Here is a 15445-nt window from a genome sequence, read left to right on the forward strand (position 1 = left end):
ATCAGGACACGCCCCTGCGGGTCGTACCTGTATCAGGACAATCCTCTGAAAGGGCGAAAAACTTAGCGACGATATTCTACATCCACGTCGTACTCATCGTCGTCCCAATCTTCATCATCCTCTGCGTATTCTTCCTCACCTTTGCGCTTGGCGCGCTGGGCAAGACGCACTTCCTCGATGCGATCGCGCGCCTCACGCTGCATCTGCCGCTGGGCTTCCTGCTCCGCCTCGAACAGGTCGGCATCGATCTCTTCGCGATGCTTCACCTCCTCGAGGTACTCCATCAGCTGGCCGCTCAACACATCGGTACCTTCACCGCGAATGGCGGCGACACGGAAAACCGGCCCCTGCCAACCGAGCGCACTGACGATCGACTGACAGCGCTCTTCCAGCTCGGCCGCCGGCACCAGATCAGTCTTGTTCAGCACCAGCCAGCGCTCGCGCCCGGCCAGGGTAGGACTGAAGGACTTCAGCTCGCGCTCGATAGCCAGTGCATTCTGCACCGGATCAGAACCGTCAAATGGCGCCAGGTCCACCAGGTGCAGCAGCACGCGGCAGCGGGTCAAGTGTTTAAGGAACCGGATACCCAGACCCGCCCCCTCGGACGCACCCTCGATGAGCCCCGGAATATCGGCAATCACGAAGCTGCGGTATTTCTGCACCTTCACCACGCCCAGATTCGGCACCAGCGTGGTAAACGGGTAGTTGGCCACCTTCGGCTTGGCCGCGGACACCGCACGGATAAAGGTGGACTTGCCCGCATTCGGCAGACCGAGCATACCCACGTCCGCCAGCACCTTGAGCTCCAGCTTCAGGTTGCGAAACTCACCGGGGTAGCCCGGGGTAGTCTGGCGCGGCGCGCGGTTGGTACTGGATTTGAAGCGGGTGTTACCGATGCCGTGGAAACCACCCTGGGCCACCAGCAGTTTCTGCCCCGGCTCCAGCAGATCGCCGAGGGTCTCCCCGGTATCCACATCGATGGCGGTGGTACCCACCGGCACCTTCAGTATCAGGTCTTCGCCTTTGGCACCGGTGCAGTTGCGACCGCGCCCGGCCTCGCCACTCTGGGCCTGGTGATTCGGCTGGAAGCGATAATCCACCAGCGTATTCAGGGAATCGTCAGCCAACAGATACACGGAGCCGCCGTCACCGCCGTCACCGCCATCGGGGCCACCCTTGGCAATGAATTTCTCGCGCCAGAAGCTACAACACCCTTTACCGCCGTTGCCGGCCTGCACCTTGATCGGTGCCTCATCTACAAATTTCATGACTCTACTTACCGGTTACCCGGTCTTCAGTGTAATTTGCCCGGGAGCAATCCAAAAAAACGGGCAAGATACAAAAAAGCCCCGCAATTGCGGGGCTTTTTATCGGACGCTGTGACCGCTTAGGCAGTTTCGATAGAAACGAACTTGCGGTTGTTAACGCCTTTCACCTCAAATTTCACTACGCCATCGGCGGTAGCGAACAGGGTGTGATCTTTGCCCATACCAACGTTCACACCAGCGTGGAACTTGGTACCGCGCTGACGCACGATGATGCTGCCTGCAGAGACAGCCTGGCCGCCAAAGCGCTTCACGCCCAGGCGTTTACTTTCGGAATCGCGACCGTTGCGCGTACTACCGCCAGCTTTCTTGTGTGCCATGAGTCGTTACTCCTCTCTTATGCCTTGATGCCAGTGATCTTAACTTCGGTATACCACTGACGGTGACCCTGACGCTTCAGGGAGTGCTTACGACGACGGAACTTGATGATTTTCACCTTGTCACCGCGGCCGTGGCCCAGAACTTCTGCAGTCACCTTGGCGCCTTCAACAACCGGCGCACCGATGTTGATGGTTTCGCCGTTAACTACCATCAGAACCTTGTCGAAATCGACAGATTCGCCGGTAGCTACTTCAATTTTTTCCAGGCGCAGAACTTCGCCTTCTACTACACGGTGTTGTTTGCCACCGCTCTCAAAAACAGCGTACATATTTCTATGCTCCAACAAAATGGACGACACGAAGCAGCAACCAAGCCCAATCACCAACAATTGGTGACCACTTGGCCAGCATTTTGGGAGCTTGCGCCGTTTGGTTAAAACGTCTTCCCGGCCCCTGGACTACCCCATGATCTAACATGGCAGGCGAGCCCGGATTGAGCGGGGCGCAGATTCTAATCAATTCGGCCGCCTGGCACAATAGCGCGTTTTTCGGACAACCTTGGCCTTGCGCCTTTCCGCCCGGGGCCAAAACCGCTAGTCTTGCCGCCGACAGAAAACCAAAGCGCAGTATAAGGAACCCTGCATGTTGCCTTTCCACCGGGTAGCCGCCGACGATTTTGCGGCGGTCAATCAGACCATCATCGACCAACTGCACTCAGACGTTCCCCTGGTGGAGAACATTGGTCACTATCTGGTCGAGGCCGGCGGCAAACGCCTGCGTCCGCTACTGGTGCTGCTCTGTGCCCGCGCGGCGGGCTACCAGGACCGAGATCATATCAGTCTGGCGGCAATCATCGAGTTTATCCACACCGCAACGCTGCTGCACGACGATGTGGTGGACACCTCCGACATGCGTCGCGGTCGCATCACCGCCAATGCCCAGTGGGGCAATGCGCCGGCGGTGCTGGTTGGTGACTTCCTGTACTCGCGCGCGTTCCAGATGATGGTGGCGCTGAAAGACATGGAAATCATGGCGATCCTGTCTGACACCACCAACACCATTGCCGAGGGTGAGGTACAGCAGCTGGTGAACGCCGGAGATCCTGCGGTCACAGAAGACAACTACCTCAGTGTTATCCACAAGAAGACTGGTGCGCTGTTCGAGGCGGCCTGCGAAACCGCAGCGGTACTGGCCGGCTGCAGCGCGGACGAGCGCGAATCCCTGAAACTCTACGGCCGCCACCTTGGCTCGGCATTCCAGCTGGTGGACGATGCGCTGGATTACCGCGGCAACTCGGAAGAACTGGGCAAGAATGTGGGCGATGACCTGGCCGAGGGCAAGCCCACCTTGCCACTGATTTATGCGATGGCGAATGGCACCGCCGAACAGGCAGCTCTGGTGCGGGAAGCGATCGAACAGAAATCTGCGGACAAGCTCGCTGAGATTGTTGCGGCTATCGAGGCTTGTGGTGCACTGGATTACACCTTTGACCGCGCCAAAAAGGAAGTGGAGCTGGCACTGGAAAAGCTGGAGTTTTTGCCCGACGGGGAACATAAGACTGCACTGCGGCAGCTGGCGGAATTTTCAATTCAGCGGACAACCTAACAAAAAAGCCCCGGAGTATCTCCGGGGCTTTTTTGTTTTAGAGCTCTGTAGTCAATGCTGTCGCGGCGCGGAACCTGGGGCGCCACTGGAGCGCCCGGCGAAGCCCCACCAAAAACCGATTAACCGCGAATCAGGCCAAGCAACTCTTCGGTCTTAGCCTTCATCAGCGCCTCATCCCCGCGGGACTCCACGTTCAGGCGCACAACCGGTTCGGTGTTGGACATGCGCAGATTGAAACGCCAATCATCGTAGGCGATGCTCAGGCCATCCACGTGCTCGACACTGTTGGCGCCGGCCGCGTATTTTTCTTCCGCCGCCTGCAGCAGTGCTTTCGGATCTGCGACCTTGGAATTGATCTCGCCACTGCACGGGAAGGCTTTCATGCGCGCGCCAACCAGCTGAGACAGGGACTTGCCGCTGCGGCTCACCAGCTCCGCCACCAGCAGCCACGGAATCATGCCGCTATCACAGTAGGCAAAATCACGAAAGTAGTGGTGTGCGCTCATCTCACCGCCGTAAATGGCATCTTCCTTGCGCATGCGCTCCTTGATAAACGCATGACCGGTTTTGCTCTGCACCGGCTCGCCGCCCGCGGCCTTTACGATATCTTCGGTGTTCCAGGTCAGGCGTGGATCGTGTACCACCTTGGCTCCCGGGTGCTTGGCCAGGAAGGCCTCCGCCAGCAGGCCTACCACATAGTAGCCCTCGATAAATTCGCCGCTTTCATCAAAGAAGAAACAGCGGTCGAAGTCACCGTCCCAGGCAATGCCGAAATCCGCACCGCTTTCACGCACCGCCACCGCAGTGGATTCGCGGTTTTCCGGCAGGATCGGGTTGGGGATGCCGTTGGGGAAATTGCCATCGGGCTCGTGATTTACACGTACGAACTCGAAAGGCAGGTGCGGAGCCAGGGCATCCACCACCGCGCCGGCGCCACCGTTACCGGCATTGACCACCAGCTTCAGGGGTTTCAACGCGGACACATCCACATAGCCCAGTAGGTGTTTTACGAAGTCGTCGCGGTGCGCAAAGGTGTGCAGTTCACCGCGCTTTTCCACCGCGGCGAAATTGTTGTCTTCTGCGAGCTTCTTGATGTCCAGCAGGCCGGTATCGCCGCTGATCGGGCGGGAGCCCGAGCGCACGAACTTCATGCCGTTGTAGTCCATGGGGTTGTGGCTTGCGGTCACACAGATGCCGCCATCGAAGTCACCGTGGAAAGTGGAAAAATAGATCTCTTCAGTGCCGCACTCGCCAATGTGGTAAACATCGGCACCGGCGTCGCGCAGGCCGTTGGCCAGGGCGTCGGTCAGCTCACCACTGGTGAGGCGAATGTCGTGCCCCACCACCACGCGGCGCGCGCTCAGGAACTGGGCGAAGGCGCGACCCACACGGTAGGCCACATCGGTATTCAGCTCATCCGGCACGCGGCCGCGCAGATCGTACGCTTTAAAACAGGTTAATTCCGTCATATCAACCTTTTTCCCCCGGTAAATAAATTGTTTTGTATACGTGATTGGTTGCTTCGATAAAGCCGTCGACTGAACCGCAGTCGAAACGGCGACCTTTGAATTTATACGCAAGAACACATCCTCTTTGCGCCTGAGTCAGCAGCGCATCGGTGATCTGCACCTCACCGTTTTTCCCCGGCGGCGTTTCGCGAATCAATTCAAAAATATCTGGCGTGAGAATATAACGACCGATAATGGCCATATTACTCGGCGCATCCTCTGCCGCCGGCTTTTCGACCATATCGGTAACCTGGAACAGGCCCGGTTTGATTTCATTGCCGGCAATAACCCCGAACTTGTGAATCTGGTCCTGCGGCACTTCCTCTACCGCGACAATACTGCAGCGGAATTGATTGAAGAGTTGCACCATCTGCCCGAGAACCCCGATCTCGTCATTTAGGCACAAGTCGTCTGCCAGAACCACGCCGAAAGGCTCATCGCCGATCAGGCGCTGTCCCTGTAGGATGGCGTCACCCAGCCCGCGCATTTCACCCTGGCGGGTGTAGGAAAAACTGGCGCTGTCGATGACCTTGCGCACGCTGTCGAGGTAGCGCTCTTTGCCGGTACCGGCAATCTGGTGCTCGAGCTCAAAGTTGGTATCGAAGTGGTCCTCGATGGCGCGCTTACCGCGCCCGGTGACAAAGCCTATCTCGGTCAGGCCGGCCTCAATGGCCTCTTCCACCCCGTACTGCACCAGGGGCTTGTTGACCAGCGGCAGCATCTCCTTGGGCATGGCTTTGGTCGCCGGCAGGAAGCGGGTGCCATAGCCGGCCACCGGGAAAAGACATTTTTTGAGCATTACACCTCCCTCATTCGAATTCTTCAGCAACGCTCCTCGTGCGGCTCGGCCGCAAGTTATCACAATTCTATTGCAATATTCAGGCAATAATCGGTCCACATTTAAGGAGTGGGCAATCTGGCAAGATGTACGGAGTTTCGCGCCACAAGCCGAGGGTCAAGGGCCAATTGAGACAGTTTCGGTCACAAAAAGGGGAATGACCGACTGGACAAGCCATCCCCAGACCTTAGAATGCCCGCTCGTGTAAAGAATGCCCAAAATCGGGGACCCAATGAGTAATTTCGTTCAAAAAAGCAGCTACACCCGCGAAGAACTCCTGGCCTGTGGCCGCGGAGAAATGTTCGGCCCGGGCAATGCCCAGCTGCCAACCCCCAATATGCTGATGCTGGACCGCATCACCCACATCGCTAAAGATGGCGGCGAGTTCGGCAAAGGCGAGCTGATTGCCGAGCTGGATATCACCCCCGACCTGTGGTTCTTCGACTGCCACTTCCCCGGCGACCCGGTAATGCCCGGCTGCCTCGGCCTCGACGCCATGTGGCAGCTGCTGGGCTTCTTCCTCGCGTGGAAAGGCAACCCCGGTCGCGGTCGCGCTCTGGGCTGCGGCGAGGTGAAGTTCACCGGCCAGATCCTACCGAGCAACAAGAAGGTTACTTACCATATCGAGATGAGCCGCCTGGTAGAGCGCAAGCTGGTGATGGGTATCGGCAACGGCTCCGTATCCGTAGACGGTCGCGAAATCTACACCGCGAAAGACCTGCGTGTCGGCCTGTTTACGCGCACAGACAACTTTTGATCCGACTGTCTGTCACATAAAAAAATAACAATTCACCCAACATGTTTTATTGGAGATCACTATGCGCCGGGTAGTCATTACCGGAATGGGCATCACTTCCTGCATCGGCAACAACACGCAGGAAGTGCTGGCCTCCCTGAAGGCCGGCCGCAGCGGCATCCGCTTTATGGACGAATACGCCGAGCTGGGCCTGCGCAGCCAGGTCGCCGGCGTGGTCGACATCGACTTCAAGGAACACATCGACCGCAAGCATCTGCGCTTCATGGGCGACTCTGCCGCCTACGCGTACATTGCCATGGCCGAGGCCATTGCCATGGCGGGTCTGGAAGAGTCGGATATTTCCAACCCCCGCACCGGCCTGGTGATGGGCTCCGGCGGCACGTCCACCGCGGCCATCATCGAGTCCGCCGAGATCACCAAAACCAAGGGTGTGCGCAGGGTTGGCGCCTACCGTGTACCTCAGGTGATGGGCAGCACCGTTTCCGCGTGTCTCGCCACCCCGTTCAAGATCAAGGGCGTGAACTACTCCATCTCCTCCGCCTGCGCCACCTCCGCGCACTGCATCGGCAACGGTGCCGAGCTGATCCAGATGGGCAAGCAGGACATCGTGTTTGCCGGTGGCGGTGAGGAGCTGGCCTGGAGCCTGACCCACCTGTTCGACGCTATGGGCGCGCTGTCGTCCAAGTACAACGACACCCCCACCAAGGCCTCCCGCCCCTACGACGCCAACCGCGATGGGTTCGTGATCGCCGGTGGCGGCGGCTGTGTGGTACTTGAAGAGTACGAACACGCCAAGGCTCGCGGCGCCAACATCATCGCCGAGCTGGTGGGCTATGGCGCCACTTCCGACGGCTACGACATGGTGGCTCCGAGCGGCGAAGGCGCGGCGCGCTGCATGCAGCAGGCGCTCGCCGGCATGGACGGCAAGGGCCTGGAAGGCAGTGTGGATTACATCAATACCCACGGCACCTCCACCCCGGTGGGCGACGTGGCCGAACTGCGCGCAATGAAAGAAGTGTTTGGCGACAAGGTACCGGCATTTGCGTCCACCAAGTCCCTCACCGGCCACTCCCTGGGCGCCGCCGGCGTGCAGGAAGCCATCTACACCCTGCTGATGATGCAGAACGGCTTTATCGCGGCCTCGGCCAACGTGGAGACCGTAGACGAAGCGGCAGTGGGCCTCGACCTGGTGACCGAGCTGCGGGAGACCGAAGTTCGCCGGGCGCTGTCCAACAGCTTCGGTTTCGGTGGCACCAACGCCAGTCTGATCTTCGACAAGATCTGACCGCTCTGGCTTTAAGCCAAACAAAAAGGGCGAGTCGCATTGCGGCTCGCCCTTTTTGTTTTTGGCCCACTTGTATCTAACCTGCGATCAGGTTGCCGCCTTCTGTAGCCGTTCCAGCCAAAGTTCTACCTGGCGTGTCAGGCCCTGGCGCCAGCTGCGCTGCTGGATACCGAATACATCCCGCAAGCGCTCGCAACTCAGCACCGAAGAGCGGTCCTCCGGCGCAGGATCGACAGGTTGCAGGTCCGCCGCGTAATCCTCGCCGTACAGGGAGCGCACCCGGTCGACTACCTCGCGGCCGAACTCCATTGCGCTGCAGTTATCCGCCGAACCATAGTGGTAGATACCGGATTTCGGTGCACCACTGGCCAGCTGCTGGGTCATGGCCACCACCACCCGCACCAGATCGGCGACGGTTACCGGATTGCCCCGGCTCACATCATCCAGAGTAACCGGCTTGCCGTTCAGCAGGCCGCGGATGACCCGCGCCAGCAGCGCGCGCTCGCTGCGGTCTACCTGCCAGCCGAGACGCAGGATACTGACGTTGTTCTCGGCAAGGCTTTGCTCAACGCCCTCGCCCGCCAAAATCTGCTCGCAGGCCAGCCAGTGACGCCCGATTTCCGAGGTGGGCGCAGGCACGGTGTCCTCGTCGATTTTCTTGCTGCGGGCGCGCCCGAACACACCGTAGGAGGAAAGGTGCAGCAGCGCAGTGTAAGGCTGCCCCCGCAGGGCCTCGCACACCGCTCGGGCTTCGCTCATACGCGCGCTGCCAGCACAGCTGGCAGCGTTGATCACAATAGTGCCCGTGCGCGCAGTAAAGGAGGCTGCCGCAAGCTGGTCAAGCCCCAACAACTGCACCCGGAAGCCCACCTTCTGCAACCCCTTCTGCAGGGGGGCGTCGATGGCGTTGCCGGCACCGATCAGGACCACGGTGTCGGGTTGATAACCCGTGTGTTGCATGGAGGAGCCAGCCCGAATCAGAAGGGGATATCGTCGTCGAAGCTGTTATCGAATCCGCCCATCGGCGCCGGGTTGTTGGCGGGGCGATTCTGGGGCTGACCCTGGGAATGATTGGATGGCGCCATCGGGGAGGGCGCGGAGCGGCCCTGGGCGTATTCGTCCTGGTAGCCACCCTGATTGTAATCGCCGCCCTGCTGCTGATAGCCGCCACCCTGACCGCCCTGCTGGTAGCCGCCGCCCTGCTCACCGCGACCATCCAGCATCTGCATTTCGCTGGCGACGATTTCGGTGGTGTAGCGGTCCTGGCCGGACTGCTTGTCCTGCCACTTGCGGGTGCGCAGGGAGCCTTCCAGGTAGACCTTGCTGCCCTTGCGCAGGTACTCGCCGGCGATTTCCGCCAGACGGTTGAAGAACACCACGCGGTGCCACTCGGTGCGCTCCTGGTTTTGGCCAGTCTGCTTGTCTTTCCAGGTCTCGGACGTCGCCAGGGTCACATTGGTGACGGCACCGCCACTGGGCAAGTAGCGGGTTTCCGGGTCGCCGCCCAGATTGCCAATCAGAATTACTTTGTTAACGCCCCTGGCCATACGTCTCTCCTCTCGGGGCCCGCCCACGGGCCCGCTAAATGGTCAATAGTTCAAATTCGGTACAACGACGTCGTGACCGGCTATCCGCCGGGTACACCTGCATCGCCAACAGTGTATTTTTATCCAGCAGCATACAACACTCGGGCGGGAGCCGTCACCGCTGCACCGGTGCACTCGGCGCGTGCGGAAAAAGATCCCCCTCAGCTGCTTACAAGCGGTACACGAGTTCCGCGCATCTGCCACCAGGCGATGGACCACAGCACCAGTATACCCAGTGCCAGAGTCGCCACGGCGCCGGCCCCCCCCTGGCCGTACACCACACCGCCGAGGCTGCCGCCAGCAAAGGCACCGAGGAACTGCAGGGTCGCGTAGAGGCCGGTGGCGGCACCGCGGCACTCCGCCGGCGCCACACGGGTGAGCTGGGCCGGCAACAGTGCCTCCAGCAGGTTGAAGGCGAGGAAGAACACCCCCAGGCAGGCGACGATCCAGCGCCCATGCACCTGCGGCATCAACGCCACTCCGCCAAATACCAGCCCGAGCAACGCAAGCCGCATCGCCGCGGGAACCTGGTGACGCTTCTCCGCGGCGCGCATCAGCGGCACCATCAACACAAAGGCACCCAGCATCAGCGGGCCGTAGAGTTTCCAGTGCTGGTCACTGGCCATGTGCAGCTGGTCCACCAGCAGATGCGGCAGCGGCACAAACATCATGGTCAGCAGCAGGTGCAGGAAAAATACCCCACTCACCAGTCGCCACACATCCCCCTGCCGCAGCAGGCGGGAGAAGTCACCCTGCCCGGGGCCGCGTCGCACCGAGTACTGCGGGTTCGGCACCAGCCGCCATACCAGCAACATCCCCACCAGCGCCAGCAAGGCGGTCAACCAGAAGATGGCGGACAGGCCACCGAGGCCCGCCACCAGCGGCCCCAGTACCACCGCGAGCACAAAGGCTACGCCGATCGAGGCACCGATCACTGCCATTGCCTTGCCGCGATTCTCATCCCGGGTCAGGTCCGCCGCCAACGCCATGGTGGCTGCAGCAATGGCACCGGCCCCCTGCAACATGCGCCCGGCAATCAGGCCATAGACGGAATCCGTCAGCGCTGCCACCACACTGCCGATGGCAAACACCGACAGCCCGAGAAAGATCACCGGCTTGCGCCCCCAGCGATCGCTCAGCATGCCCAGTGGAATCTGCAACAGTGCCTGGCTCAGGCCGTAGGCTCCCAGCGCCAACCCCAGCAGTGCCGGCGTGCTGCCGCTGTAATCGGCGCCGTACAGGGACAGCACCGGCAGCACCATAAACAGGCCCAGCATGCGGAAGACATAGAGGGAGGCGAGACCGGCAAGTGCGCGGCGTTCAGTGGAATTCATGCAGGAGGATCCGGAGACAGCGAAAAACGGGGCGCATTGTAGCAGCCGCGGCGACAGAGATTGATCCCCCGTCGCCTAACGACCAGATAGCGCAGACTTATCGACACCTCAATGCCGATTTTCCCCATCAATTGCGCCCATACTTGTCCTCGAAACGGACGATATCGTCCTCGCCGAGATAACTGCCGGACTGCACCTCGATCAGCTCCAGAGGAATCGCGCCGGGGTTTTCCAGGCGGTGTACCACACCGAGGGGAATGAAGGTGGACTCGTTTTCGGTCAGCAGCAGCTGATCGTCCCCACGGGTCACCTTGGCGGTGCCGCGCACCACAATCCAGTGCTCGGCGCGGTGGTGGTGCATCTGCAGGGACAGCTGGCAGCCGGGTTTGACCACTATCCGCTTCACCTGGAAGCGCGGGCCGGCATCGATGGAGTCGTAGTAGCCCCAGGGACGGAAAACCTTGCGGTGAGTTTCCGCCTCGCTGCGCGCGCTCTGCTTGAGGCGCTGCACCAGCTTTTTCACGTCCTGTACGCGGCTTTTGTGGGCAACCATCAGGGCGTCGTCGGTGTCCACAACCACCAGGTCCTGCACCCCGAGGATACCTACAAGACGATCGCCACCGTGCACCAGACAGCCGCTGGCGTCTTCCGCCAGTACGTCGCCACGCAGCAGGTTGTCATGCTCGTCCCGCTCTGCCAGCTCCCACAGAGCGGACCAGGAGCCCACATCGCTCCAGCCCGCCTGCATCGGCACCACGGCGGCAGATTCGGTTTTCTCCATCACCGCGTAGTCCACGGAGTCGGACGGGCAGCGGCCGAAGGCTTCTGCGTCGATACGGGTGAAATCGAGATCGCGTGCGGCACCATTCAGAGCCGCGCGGCAGGCGTCGAGTATCGCCGGGTTGTGCTGCGCCAGCTCTTCCAGGTAACGCGAGGCGCGGAACAGGAACATGCCGCTGTTCCAGTTGTAGTCGCCGCTGGCGAGGTACTGCTCGGCGGTGGCGAGATCGGGCTTCTCCACGAACTCTGCCACCTTCCAGCCGCCTTCCAGCGCATCGCCGCTGCGGATGTAGCCGTAGCCGGTCTCGGCAGAGGTGGGCACGATACCGAAAGTGACCAGCAGGCCATCTTCTGCCAGTTTCGTTGCCGTACTTACCGATTGCTGAAAAGCCGCAGTGTCGGCCACCACGTGATCCGCCGGCAGTACCAGCAGCAACGGATCCTGCCCCTGCTCCATGGCACTCAGCGCCGCCAGCGCAATGGCCGGCGCGGTGTTGCGGGCGCAGGGTTCCAGCAGAATGGACTGAGCCGCGCGCCCCACTTCCTGCAACTGCTCGGCCGCCGCAAAACGATGGGCTTCATTGCACACCAGGATCGGCGCTTCCACCGTCGGCAGGCCGTCGAGGCGCAGGGCCGTGGCCTGGAGCATGGTCTGGCTGCCGGTGAGAGTCAGGAACTGCTTGGGGTAGGCTTCGCGGGACAGCGGCCACAGACGCGAGCCAGTACCACCGCAGAGAATGACAGGAATCATGCTTTCCGTATCCACACTGGTTTATTCAATGGATTTGGGGTTGCCGGCATTTTGGCACAATCGCCCCCCGGATTATACTTGACCGTTTTCTCCCGCCCGGTCCCTACGCCGGGTGCTTTCCAGCCAAACAGGCACAGCAAAACAGGACACCGAGTGGACACGATTTACGTCAGAGGTGCGCGCACCCACAACCTGAAGAATATCGATCTGGATATTCCCCGCGACAAGCTGATCGTGATTACCGGGCTGTCGGGCTCTGGTAAGTCCTCACTCGCCTTCGATACCTTGTATGCCGAGGGGCAGCGCCGCTACGTGGAGTCCCTCTCCACCTACGCACGCCAGTTTCTGTCGATGATGGAAAAGCCGGATGTGGATACGGTGGAGGGGCTGTCACCGGCCATCTCCATTGAGCAGAAGTCCACTTCCCACAACCCCCGTTCCACCGTGGGTACCATCACCGAGATTTATGACTACCTGCGCCTGCTGTTCGCCCGCGTCGGTGAGCCGCGCTGCCCCGAGCACCACGAGCCGCTGCAGGCACAGACCATAAGCCAGATGGTGGATCAGGTGCTGGCGCTGCCCGAAGGCACCAAGATCATGCTGCTGGCGCCGATTGTGCGCGACCGCAAGGGCGAGCACCTGCACGTGTTCGAGCAGCTGCGCCGCGACGGTTTTGTACGCGCGCGTATCGATGGCACCGTGTGCGATCTCGACGACACCCCCAAGCTGGACAAACGCAAGAAGCACACCGTGGAAGTGGTGGTGGACCGATTCAAAGTGCGCGACGACCTGCAGCTCCGTCTCGCGGAATCCTTCGAGACCGCACTCAACCTGACCGACGGCATCGCCGCCATCAGCTATATGGACGGCGACCGCGACGACCAGATGTTCTCCGCCCGCCACGCCTGCCCGGTATGTGATTACTCACTGGATGAACTGGAACCGCGCCTGTTTTCCTTCAACAACCCCGCCGGTGCCTGCCCCAGTTGTGACGGCCTCGGGGTGAAGCAGTTCTTTGACGAGGACAAGGTGATCCTGGACCCGGAGAGCAGCATCTCCGAGGGCGCCATCCGCGGCTGGGACCGACGCAATATCTACTACTACCACATGCTCACGTCGCTCGCGGAGCACTACGGATTCGATATCGACAAGCCGTGGCAGAAGCTGGCGAAGAAATACCGCGAAGTCATCCTGCACGGTAGCGGCGACACACCCGTCGACTTCAGTTACGTGAACGACCGCGGCGACGTCACCATCCGCCGCCATACCTTCGAGGGCATCATCCCCAACTTCCAGCGCCGCTACCGGGACACCGAATCCCAGTCGGTGCGCGAGGAACTGGCAAAATACCTGAGCACCCAGAAGTGCCCGGACTGTGAGGGCACCCGCCTGCGTCGGGAAGCGCGCAACGTATTCGTGGACAACCGCACCCTGTCGCAGATCACCGAACTGCCGGTGGGCGACGCATTTGAATACTTTGCCGATCAGCTGAAATTCACCGGTGCGCAGAAGGAAATCGCCGACAAGATTCTCAAGGAGCTGCGCGACCGCTTCCGCTTCCTGGTGGATGTGGGCCTCAACTACCTGACCCTCAACCGCAGTGCCGAAACCCTGTCCGGCGGCGAAGCCCAGCGTATCCGCCTAGCGAGCCAGATCGGCGCCGGCCTTGTCGGCGTGATGTACATCCTCGACGAGCCGTCCATCGGCCTGCACCAGCGCGATAATGAGCGCCTGCTGAACACCCTCACCCACCTGCGGGATATCGGCAACACCGTGATCGTGGTGGAGCATGATGAGGATGCGATCCGAGCGGCGGACTTCCTGATCGATATTGGCCCCGGTGCCGGTGTGCACGGTGGCGAAGTGGTCGCCGCCGGCACCCATGAGCAGGTGGCCAGTTGCGAGCGCTCACTGACCGGCCAATACCTTTCCGGCAAGAAGCAAATCGCGGTTCCTGAAAAACGCATCGCCGCCGGCGACAAGCTGCTGCGTATCGAGGGCGCCACCGGCAACAACCTGAAAAATGTCGACCTGGAAATCCCGGTGGGTCTGTTCACCTGTATCACCGGCGTCTCCGGCTCCGGCAAATCCACACTGATCAACACCACCCTGTATCCGCTCGCCGCCACCGCACTCAACAAGGCAACGACGCTGAAGGCTTCGCCGCACAAGGCGATCAGGGGCCTCGAACATTTCGACAAGTGTGTGGATATCGACCAGAGCCCCATCGGCCGCACGCCGCGCTCCAATCCCGCTACCTATACCGGTATTTTCACGCCGATCCGCGAGTTGTTCTCCGGCACCCAGGAAGCCCGCTCCCGCGGCTACAAACCCGGGCGCTTCAGCTTCAACGTCAAGGGCGGCCGCTGCGAGGCCTGCCAGGGCGACGGCGTGATCAAGGTGGAGATGCACTTCCTGCCCGACATCTACGTCCCCTGCGACACCTGCAAGGGCAAGCGTTACAACCGCGAAACGCTGGAGGTTCAGTACAAGGGCAAAAGCATTCACGAAGTGCTGGAAATGACCGTGGAAGACGCGCGCGAGTTCTTCGATCCGGTGCCGGCGATTGCCAAAAAACTGCAGACGCTGATGGATGTGGGGCTCTCTTACATCAAGCTCGGCCAGGCGGCCACAACCCTGTCCGGCGGCGAAGCGCAGCGGGTAAAACTGTCGCGCGAGCTGTCCAAGCGGGATACCGGCCAGACCCTGTACATTCTCGATGAGCCCACCACCGGTCTGCACTTCGCGGATATCCAGTTACTGCTGGATGTACTGCACCGCCTGCGGGACCACGGCAACACCATCGTAGTGATCGAGCATAACCTGGACGTCATCAAGACCGCTGACTGGATAGTGGATCTCGGCCCCGAGGGCGGCTCCGGCGGCGGTGAGATCATCGCCACCGGCACACCCGAGCAGGTCGCAAAAATAAAAGCCTCCCACACCGGGCGCTTCCTGAAACCGATGCTCGCGAGCGCGCGCAGATAATCCCGCAATTTCGACAACTTCACTCCGGTGCGCAGTGTCCTTTCACTGCGTGCATCGCCATCGCATAGCAGCCCAACCCTGATGGGCTGCTTCGCTTGGCCCAGTCCCACTTCCTGCCTCTTTCAATTAATTGTCCGGTTATTCATCGAGAAGTCCGGTGAATCCTCGACCAATACCTATAATTTCCGCGGTAGACCGGATCTCGATCGGATGCAGGAATGGGTTTTCCCGCAGCTTCCGAATCAGCAGCAAGATCAAATTCCGGAATAAAACATACGCTTTAGACCTTTATTTCTTACTGCAGCCCAATAAAAGTAATTTCTGGCTCAGGAAGGCATTGCTCCAGTTTTACCAGAACAAGGAAGTTC

13 protein-coding genes are annotated in these 15445 nt (G+C 60.6%); 4 read left to right on the top strand and 9 right to left on the bottom strand.

Annotated features, from left to right (window positions below):
* Positions 1–62: 62 nt before the first annotated feature.
* From cgtA to rplU, 3 genes are all read right to left on the bottom strand, one after another.
* On the bottom strand, positions 63–1268 hold the full coding sequence (gene cgtA, locus VIL80_RS15595) for an Obg family GTPase CgtA (protein WP_332037010.1): 1206 nt from the start codon (positions 1266–1268) through the stop codon (positions 63–65).
* Positions 1269–1387: 119 nt separating this feature from the next.
* Positions 1388–1645 carry a 50S ribosomal protein L27 gene (rpmA, locus tag VIL80_RS15600; RefSeq protein WP_318955153.1) on the bottom strand — a complete coding sequence of 86 codons (258 nt, stop codon included), beginning with the start codon at positions 1643–1645 and terminating at the stop codon, positions 1388–1390.
* Positions 1646–1662: 17 nt separating this feature from the next.
* A complete protein-coding gene (rplU, locus tag VIL80_RS15605; RefSeq protein ID WP_332037011.1) occupies positions 1663–1974 on the bottom strand; it encodes a 50S ribosomal protein L21 in 312 nt (103 codons plus the stop codon).
* Between the two features lie 313 nt (positions 1975–2287).
* On the opposite strand from rplU, the gene ispB reads away from it, so the two are divergent.
* Positions 2288–3250, top strand: a complete 963-nt coding sequence (gene ispB, locus VIL80_RS15610) for an octaprenyl diphosphate synthase (RefSeq protein ID WP_332037012.1) — start codon at positions 2288–2290, stop codon at positions 3248–3250.
* A 119-nt stretch (positions 3251–3369) separates the two neighbouring features.
* On the opposite strand, the gene VIL80_RS15615 is transcribed toward ispB, so the two are convergent.
* Together VIL80_RS15615 and galU are read right to left on the bottom strand one after the other, a co-directional pair.
* The gene (locus VIL80_RS15615; RefSeq protein ID WP_332037013.1) at positions 3370–4719 is read right to left on the bottom strand and encodes a phosphohexomutase domain-containing protein; all 1350 of its coding nucleotides are present in this window, start codon (positions 4717–4719) and stop codon (positions 3370–3372) included.
* A gap of 1 nt (position 4720) precedes the next feature.
* Entirely contained in the window at positions 4721–5557 is an 837-nt protein-coding gene (gene galU / locus VIL80_RS15620; RefSeq protein ID WP_332037014.1) for a UTP--glucose-1-phosphate uridylyltransferase GalU, read from the bottom strand.
* Between the two features lie 271 nt (positions 5558–5828).
* Between galU and fabA the strand changes: the two genes are divergently transcribed.
* Complete coding sequence (fabA, locus tag VIL80_RS15625) at positions 5829–6353, top strand: 3-hydroxyacyl-[acyl-carrier-protein] dehydratase FabA (protein WP_332037015.1); 525 nt, start codon at positions 5829–5831, stop codon at positions 6351–6353.
* A gap of 61 nt (positions 6354–6414) precedes the next feature.
* The gene (gene fabB / locus VIL80_RS15630) at positions 6415–7638 is read left to right on the top strand and encodes a beta-ketoacyl-ACP synthase I (RefSeq protein ID WP_332037016.1); all 1224 of its coding nucleotides are present in this window, start codon (positions 6415–6417) and stop codon (positions 7636–7638) included.
* 87 nt (positions 7639–7725) lie between these two features.
* Here fabB and VIL80_RS15635 read toward each other — a convergent pair whose 3' ends face one another.
* The 4 genes from VIL80_RS15635 to VIL80_RS15650 all read right to left on the bottom strand — a co-directional run bounded on the left by VIL80_RS15635 (position 7726) and on the right by VIL80_RS15650 (position 12089).
* The gene (locus VIL80_RS15635) at positions 7726–8598 is read right to left on the bottom strand and encodes a sugar nucleotide-binding protein (RefSeq protein WP_332037017.1); all 873 of its coding nucleotides are present in this window, start codon (positions 8596–8598) and stop codon (positions 7726–7728) included.
* Between the two features lie 17 nt (positions 8599–8615).
* On the bottom strand, positions 8616–9185 hold the full coding sequence (locus VIL80_RS15640; RefSeq protein WP_332037018.1) for a single-stranded DNA-binding protein: 570 nt from the start codon (positions 9183–9185) through the stop codon (positions 8616–8618).
* Positions 9186–9385: 200 nt separating this feature from the next.
* Positions 9386–10558 carry an MFS transporter gene (locus VIL80_RS15645; protein WP_332037019.1) on the bottom strand — a complete coding sequence of 391 codons (1173 nt, stop codon included), beginning with the start codon at positions 10556–10558 and terminating at the stop codon, positions 9386–9388.
* A gap of 127 nt (positions 10559–10685) precedes the next feature.
* A complete protein-coding gene (locus tag VIL80_RS15650) occupies positions 10686–12089 on the bottom strand; it encodes a mannose-1-phosphate guanylyltransferase/mannose-6-phosphate isomerase (RefSeq protein ID WP_332037020.1) in 1404 nt (467 codons plus the stop codon).
* Between the two features lie 153 nt (positions 12090–12242).
* Here VIL80_RS15650 and uvrA point away from each other — a divergent pair, with 153 nt between their 5' ends.
* Complete coding sequence (gene uvrA / locus VIL80_RS15655) at positions 12243–15077, top strand: excinuclease ABC subunit UvrA (RefSeq protein WP_332037021.1); 2835 nt, start codon at positions 12243–12245, stop codon at positions 15075–15077.
* Positions 15078–15445 lie beyond the last annotated feature (368 nt).

This window comes from Microbulbifer sp. (genome assembly GCF_036563125.1).
Lineage (GTDB): Bacteria > Pseudomonadota > Gammaproteobacteria > Pseudomonadales > Cellvibrionaceae > Microbulbifer.